Here is a 6,131-nt window from a genome sequence, read left to right on the forward strand (position 1 = left end):
GGAAGCCGAACCCACGACCATGGCACGTACCACCCTCGACATCGACCTCAACCGCGTCGAAGGCGACCTGGAGTTCCAGGTGGACCTCGACGGTAACCGGGTCGTGGACGCCCGCTGCGTCGGCACCCTGTTCCGCGGCTTCGAGCAGCTCCTGATCGGCCGCGCCCCCAAGGACGGCCTGGTGATCACCCCGCGGGTGTGCGGCATCTGCGGCACCGCCCACCTGTACACCGCCGCGCTGGCCCTCGAGCGCCTCGCCGGGCTGCCCGTCACGCCCCACGCCACGCTGGTGCGCAACCTGTGCCTGATGGCCGAGAACGTGCAGAGCGACCTGCGCCAGAGCTTCCTGTTCTTCACGCCGGATTTCGTGCACCCCCGCTACGCCGGCCAGCCCCTGTTCGCCGACATCGAGGCGGCCTTCGCGCCGCTCAAGGGCAGCGTGGTGCGCAGCGCCCTCAGCGCCAGCCGCAAGGTGGTCGAGCTGGTGGCGATCTTCGGCGGCCAGTGGCCCCATTCGTCCTACATGCTGCCCGGCGGCATCACCCGCGGCGCCACCGCCCGCGACCTCATCGACTGCCAGGACATCGTCGACCAGGTCATCGAGATCTACGAGCGCGACATCATCGGCGACAGCCTCGACAACTGGCTGGCCCTCGACGGCAGCGACGCCTTCTTCGACTGGCTGGATGCGGCCCCCCATGCGGCCAGCGCCGTCGGCCTGCTCACCCGCTTCGCCCGGGCCATCGGGCTGCAGCACATCGGCGCCGGCGCCCGCCACTTCCTCAGCGCCGGCAGCTGGCACGACCCCCTGCGCTGGCAGCCGCCCTACACCGACGCGCCCACCCTGCTCGCCGGCGGCATCTACCACGCCGATGGCGGCCGCCTCGACCCCTTCGCGCCGGAGCACATCAACGAGCACGTGCGCCACTCCTGGTACCGCCCCTACCCGGGCGGGCGGCACCCCTTCCAGGGCGAGACGGTGCCCGACTACCAGCCCGACACCGACCGCTACACCTGGGCCAAGGCGCCGCGCTACGGCGACCAGGTGGTCGAGACCGGCCCGCTGGCCGACCTGCTCACCGGCGGCGACGAACTCATCCGCAGCCTCCAGGCCCGCGAAGGCCCCAACGCCTGGCTGCGCCAGTTCGCCCGCCTGCGCCGCACCGGCCTGACCTTGCATTTCATGAAGGCCCACCTGGCCGAGCTCGGCCGCCAGCTCGGCACGCCGCATTTCCTGCCGCCCCCCGCCGACGCCTTCGAGCACGGCGAAGGCTACGGCTTCGTGCAGGCCGCCCGCGGCACCCTCGGCCACTGGCTGCAGGTCACCGACGGGCGCATCAGCCGCTACCAGATCGTCACCCCGACCTCCTGGAACGCCTCGCCCCGCGACAGCGCCGGCCGCCACGGCCACTGGGAGCAGAGCGTGATCGGCCTCGAGCTGGCCGACCCCGCCGACCCGGTCGAGATCGGCCACATCGTGCGCTCCCACGACCCCTGCCTGGTGTGCACGGTGCACTTCGTCCAGCGCGGAGAACGCCGCCGCTATGGGGTATGAGCGCATCCACGTGATCTGCTTCGGCAACGAACTGCACGGCGACGACGGCTTCGGACCGGCCGTGCACATCTGCCTGGCCGCCGCGCCCCTGCCTGCCCATGTGCGCCTGCTGCGGGCTGACATCGCCGGGCTCGCCGCAATCAACTGCTTCGAGGGCTGCGGGCAGGCGATCGTGGTCGACGCCCTGCGCGGATTCGGCCCCGCGGGTTCGCTGCACGCGCTCGATCCTGCCGACTTCGCCGCCGACGCGGCCCGCGCCGAAGCCCCCGCCGGCTTCCACGGCGCCGGCCTGGGGGCCCTGCTGCAACTGCTGCCGGCCGCCCTCGACCGCCTGCCGCAGATCCGCCTGATCGGCGTCGAGGCCGCCCGCGTGGCGCCCTTCTCGCCTGGCCTGTCGGCCAGCGTCGCGGCCCGCGTGGGCGAGGCCGCCGAACACATCCGGAAAGCCTGGCAATGACCCAGCCCAGCAACGAGCTCGAGCGCCTGCAGGCCGAGGTCGACGCCCTCCGCCAGGCCAAGGCCAGCCTCGAGCAGCAGATCGGTGCAGTCACCAAGATGATGGACGCGATGGTCGCCGAGGTCACCGCCAAGTCGCGCCAGTTCGAAGAGCGCAACACCGAACAGACCCGCCTCGGCGCCTTCATCAGTAACGTGATGGAGACCATGGACAGCCTGCTGCTGGTGGTGGACCGCTTCGGCAACATCAGCCGTGCCAACGCCGCCTTCCAGCGCAGCCTCGGGATCGCCCCGGCAGCGCTGGTCGGCCGCTCCCCCGACAGCCTGCTGATGCCCGAAACCCTCGCCCCGCTGCAGGCCGCATCGCCCAGCTTCGCGGCCGGCACCGTGCTGTTCCGGACCATCCTGCAGCGGGACGGCCTCGAGATCGAAACCCACATCGCCAGCCGGCAACCGGAGGCGGGAAGCCTGCACTTCATGCTCCGTGCCACCCCCCTCTACGGCCCCAGCGGCAAGCTCGAGGGCGCAGTGATCGTCGGCTCCGACATCACCGCCCTGCGCGCCCGGGAGCAGGCCCTCAAGGACAACGAGCAGCGCTTCCGCGATTTCTCGTCGGTGTCGTCCGACTGGTACTGGGAGACCGACGCCGAGATGCGCTTCGTGGCCTACGCCGGGCCCGACCGGAAAGGCCGGCCCCTGATCGACATCGTCCGGGGCAAGTTTCGCGAAGACTTCGCCGCGGCGGAAGACCTGGCCAACCGCGCCAAATGGGACGCCTACCACGACCTCATCGCCCGGCGGGAGGAGTTCCGCGACTTCGAATACCGCATCGACGCGCAGGTGATCGGCAACTCCTGGTTCAGCATCTCCGGCAAGCCCCATTTCGGCCCTGACGGGGCCTTCCTCGGCTATCGGGGTACCAGCAAGGACATCTCGGCCCGCAAGGCCATCGACGCAGAGCTCCGCAGCCACCGCGACCACCTCTCCGAACTGGTCGCGGCCCAGACGGCCGACCTCGTCCAGGCCAAGGAAAGCGCCGAGCGGGCCAACCGGCTCAAGAGCGAGTTCCTCACCAACATGTCCCACGAGTTCCGCACGCCGCTCCACGGCATCCTGTCCTACGCCAGCCTCGGGCTCAGCCGCCTCGGCAAGGTGCCGGAAGACAAGATCCTCGGCTACTTCGAACGCATCCACCAGAGCGGCAACCGCCTGTCGGGGCTGGTGAATGACCTGCTGTCCCTGTCCAAGCTCGAAGCCGGGCGGGTCCAGTTCGAGCTCCGCCGCTCCGACGTGGCGGTGGTCGTCGAGCGGGTGCAGGGCGACCTCGCCGCGCTCATCGAGAGCCGCCGCCTCAAGATCGCCATCGAACGCCGCAGCGCCAGCACCGTCGCCGCCATCGACACGACCCAGTTCCTGCACGTCGTGCAGAACCTGCTCTCCAACGCCATCAAGTTCTCGCCGCCGGGCGGCACCATCACCCTGAGCTACCGCGACGTGATGCTCGGCACCCACGAAGCCCTCGCCATCGACATCCGCGACGAGGGGGTCGGCATCCCGCCCGGCGAGGAGAAGCGCATCTTCGACAAGTTCGTGCAGAGCAGCGCCACCAAGACCGGCGCCGGCGGCACCGGCCTGGGCCTCGCCATCACCCAGGAGATCGTCATTGGCCACCATGGCACCATCACCGCCCGCAACCACCCCAACGGCGGCGCCGAGTTCGAGCTGCGCATTCCGCGGGACACGCCGGCAGTCGGCTGAGGCGCGGGCGGGCCGGCGCACCACGCGCGCACGCCGTCTTTCAAGCACGGCCCGGGAACCATTACCATAGTGTTTTAGTCGGATTTGGCATCCGCCATCCGCCCCCTCCCGATCCGCCCGCCACCATGCCGACCCTCGAGACCCTAGCCTTCGACAATGCCTTTGCGCGCCTGCCGCCCGCCTTCTACACCCGCCTGGAGCCCGAGCCGCTGCCCGAGCCCTACCTGGTCGCCGCCAGCCCGGCTGCGGCTGCGCTGATCGGGCTCGACGCCACCGAGCTGGCCCGGCCGGAGTTTCCCCAGGTCTTCGCCGGCAACCTGCTGATGCCCGGCAGCGAACCGCTGGCCGCGGTGTATTCGGGCCACCAGTTCGGCGTGTGGGCCGGCCAGCTCGGCGACGGGCGCGCCCACCTGCTCGGCGAGATCGCCGCCGCCGGCTCGGGCTGGGAGATCCAGCTGAAGGGCGCCGGCCAGACGCCCTACTCGCGCTTCGCCGACGGCCGCGCGGTGCTGCGCTCGTCGATCCGCGAGTTCTTGTGCTCCGAGGCGATGGCGGCCCTCGGCGTGCCCACCACCCGCGCCCTGTGCGTGGTCGGCTCCAACGCCCCGGTGCGCCGCGAGACCGTCGAGACCGCCGCCGTCGTCACCCGGCTGGCCCCCAGCTTCGTCCGCTTCGGCTCCTTCGAGCACTGGGCCGCCCGCAACAAGGCCGCCGAGCTGCGCCAGTTGGCCGACTACGTGATCGACCGCTTCCGCCCCGCCTGCCGCGAGGCCGCCAACCCCTACGACGCCCTGCTGCGCGACGTGGGCCGGCGCACCGGCGAGCTCATCGCCCGCTGGCAGGCGGTGGGCTTCATGCACGGGGTGATGAACACCGACAACATGTCGATCCTCGGCCTCACCCTCGATTACGGCCCCTTCGGCTTCATGGACGCCTTTGACGCCGGCCACATCTGCAACCACTCCGACGAGCGCGGCCGCTACAGCTACCGCGCCCAGCCCCAGATCGGCCACTGGAACCTCTACGCCCTGGGCCAGGCGCTGGCCTCGCTGATCGGCGAGCCCGACGCGGTGCAGGCGGCCATCGAGGAGAGCTACGTGCCGGCCTTCGAGGACAATTTCATCGCGCAGATCGGGTCCAAGCTCGGCCTCGCCCGCCGTCTGCCCGGCGACGAGGATTTCATCGGCGACACCTTCGCGCTGCTCCAGCGCCACCACCCCGACTTCACGCTGTTCTTCCGCAACCTGGGCCAGCTGTCGGCCAGCGCGGGCGACAGCCCGGCCGCCGACGCCCCGCTGCGCGACCTCTTCATCGACCGCGAGGCCGCCGACGCCTGGCTCACCCTGTGGCGTGCCCGCCTCGCTGCCGAGGCCCGGCCGGATGCCGAGCGGCAGGCCGCGATGGACGCGGTGAACCCCCGCTACGTGCTGCGCAACTGGATCGCCGAATCCGCCATCCGGGCCGCCCAGGCAGGTGATTTCAGCGAGGTGGAGGCGGTGCGGGCCTGCTTGTCGGAGCCCTTCAGGCTGCAGCCCGAGCACGAGCGCTTCGCCGCCCCGCCGCCGGACTGGGCCGCCGGGCTCGCGGTGAGCTGCTCCAGCTGAGCCGGCCCGCCGCCCGGTTCAGACCACGCCGGCCGGCAACGCAGAGGTCTCACTCCGCCTGGGCAGGCGCACGCTGAACCAAAAGGTGCTGCCCTGCCCGGGCTGGCTGCTCACCCCCGCCGTGCCGCCCATCATCGCGGCGAGCCGCATGCAGATCACCAGGCCCAGGCCGGTACCGCCGTGCTTGCGGCTCATCGAGGCATCCGCCTGTTCAAAGGCGCTGAACAAGCGCCGCTGGTCTTCGGCAGAGATGCCGACGCCGGTGTCCTCGACCTCGAAGCGCAGCACGACGTCGTGCGGGAGCACCTCGGCCAGCCTCACCCGCACGACGATGCTGCCCTGCTCGGTGAACTTGACCGCGTTTCCCGCCAGGTTGAACAGGATCTGCCCCAGGCGCTTGGCGTCGCCCCGCAGGGCCAGGCGGGCCACCTCCGGCGGCAGCTCGATGTTCAGCGCGAGGCCTTTGGCCGCCGCCCTGGGGCCGATCAGGCCGGCCAGGCGGTCCAGCACCTCACCAATCCGGAGGTCGCCCTCCTCGAGGCTGAGGCGCTCGGCCTCGATCCGGGAGATGTCGAGGATGTCGTCGATGAGCCCCAGCAGCTGCCTGGAGGCCGCGGCGACCTTGCCCAGGTAATCCTGCACTTTAGGGTCGGTGGCCTTGCGCAGGGCCAGGTCGGTCATGCCGATGATGGCACTCATCGGCGTGCGCAGCTCATGGCTCATGTTGGCCAGGAAGGTGCTCTTGGCCCGGCTGGCCC

Annotated in this window: 5 protein-coding genes; 4 read left to right on the forward strand and 1 reads right to left on the reverse strand. The window is 71.0% G+C overall.

Translation table 11 applies throughout. The annotated features are described in order from the left end of the window. Nucleotides 1-19: 19 nt before the first annotated feature. From ZRA01_RS16045 to ZRA01_RS16060, 4 genes are all read left to right on the forward strand, one after another. Nucleotides 20-1,555: a nickel-dependent hydrogenase large subunit gene (locus tag ZRA01_RS16045; protein ID WP_141354046.1), complete on the forward strand. Its 1,536-nt coding sequence runs from the start codon at nt 20-22 to the stop codon at nt 1,553-1,555. After that, the gene (locus ZRA01_RS16050) at nt 1,545-2,012 is read left to right on the forward strand and encodes a hydrogenase maturation protease (RefSeq protein ID WP_141354048.1); all 468 of its coding nucleotides are present in this window, start codon (nt 1,545-1,547) and stop codon (nt 2,010-2,012) included. Before ZRA01_RS16045 ends, ZRA01_RS16050 begins: the two co-directional genes overlap by 11 nt. Further along, a complete protein-coding gene (locus ZRA01_RS16055; RefSeq protein ID WP_141354050.1) occupies nt 2,009-3,769 on the forward strand; it encodes a sensor histidine kinase in 1,761 nt (586 codons plus the stop codon). The genes ZRA01_RS16050 and ZRA01_RS16055 overlap by 4 nt, the downstream gene beginning before the upstream one ends. Nucleotides 3,770-3,894: 125 nt before the next feature. Further along, nucleotides 3,895-5,373 (forward strand): protein adenylyltransferase SelO, encoded by a 1,479-nt coding sequence (locus ZRA01_RS16060; RefSeq protein ID WP_141354052.1) that lies wholly within the window; start codon nt 3,895-3,897, stop codon nt 5,371-5,373. 18 nt (nt 5,374-5,391) lie between these two features. Here the strand turns inward: ZRA01_RS16060 and ZRA01_RS16065 are convergent. After that, nucleotides 5,392-6,131: ATP-binding protein (locus tag ZRA01_RS16065; protein WP_246093700.1), on the reverse strand; the 740-nt coding region annotated here is incomplete at its 5' end.

The sequence above is a fragment of the Zoogloea ramigera genome (assembly GCF_006539865.1).
GTDB classification, from domain to species: Bacteria; Pseudomonadota; Gammaproteobacteria; order Burkholderiales; family Rhodocyclaceae; genus Zoogloea; species Zoogloea ramigera.

What these genes read in the sequence shown, in the direction of transcription:
- ZRA01_RS16045 (WP_141354046.1), top strand. Translation starts at nt 20, where the DNA reads ATGGCACGTACCACCCTCGACATCGACCTCAACCGCGTCGAAGGCGAC.
- ZRA01_RS16055 (WP_141354050.1), top strand. Translation starts at nt 2,009, where the DNA reads ATGACCCAGCCCAGCAACGAGCTCGAGCGCCTGCAGGCCGAGGTCGAC.
- ZRA01_RS16050 (WP_141354048.1), top strand. Translation starts at nt 1,545, where the DNA reads ATGGGGTATGAGCGCATCCACGTGATCTGCTTCGGCAACGAACTGCAC.
- ZRA01_RS16060 (WP_141354052.1), top strand. Translation starts at nt 3,895, where the DNA reads ATGCCGACCCTCGAGACCCTAGCCTTCGACAATGCCTTTGCGCGCCTG.